The sequence below is a fragment of the Neisseria sp. P0013.S005 genome (assembly GCF_051958425.1).
GTDB lineage: Bacteria > Pseudomonadota > Gammaproteobacteria > Burkholderiales > Neisseriaceae > Neisseria > Neisseria subflava.
In genome coordinates, this window is record NZ_JBQCVL010000072.1 from 1 (window position 1) to 251 (window position 251).

Below are 251 nucleotides of genomic sequence, written 5' to 3' on the forward strand. Positions count from 1 at the left end.
CTCCGTCTTCAACACCGCAAAGAAGCTTTCCATCGGCGCATTGTCCCAGCAGTTCGCCTTTCGCGACATGCTTTGAATCATGGAATGTTTTGCAATCAATTCCCTATACCCTGCCGTACGGTACAGCACACCTTGGTCGGAATGCAGCATCGTTCCCTTATCAGTCAGCCGGGGTGCGGCTTTTTCGAGCATTTCCTTCACCATTTCGCTGTTAGCATTGCGGCTCATGGCGTAGGCGACGATTTCTCGGT

The 251-nt window shown here is 52.2% G+C and carries 1 protein-coding gene; it reads right to left on the reverse strand.

Annotation, left to right across the window (positions count from 1 at the left end; all coding sequences use genetic code 11):
- A partial coding sequence (locus ACTHTA_RS11540) for a DDE-type integrase/transposase/recombinase (protein WP_440376388.1) occupies window positions 1–251 on the reverse strand: 251 nt, incomplete at both ends.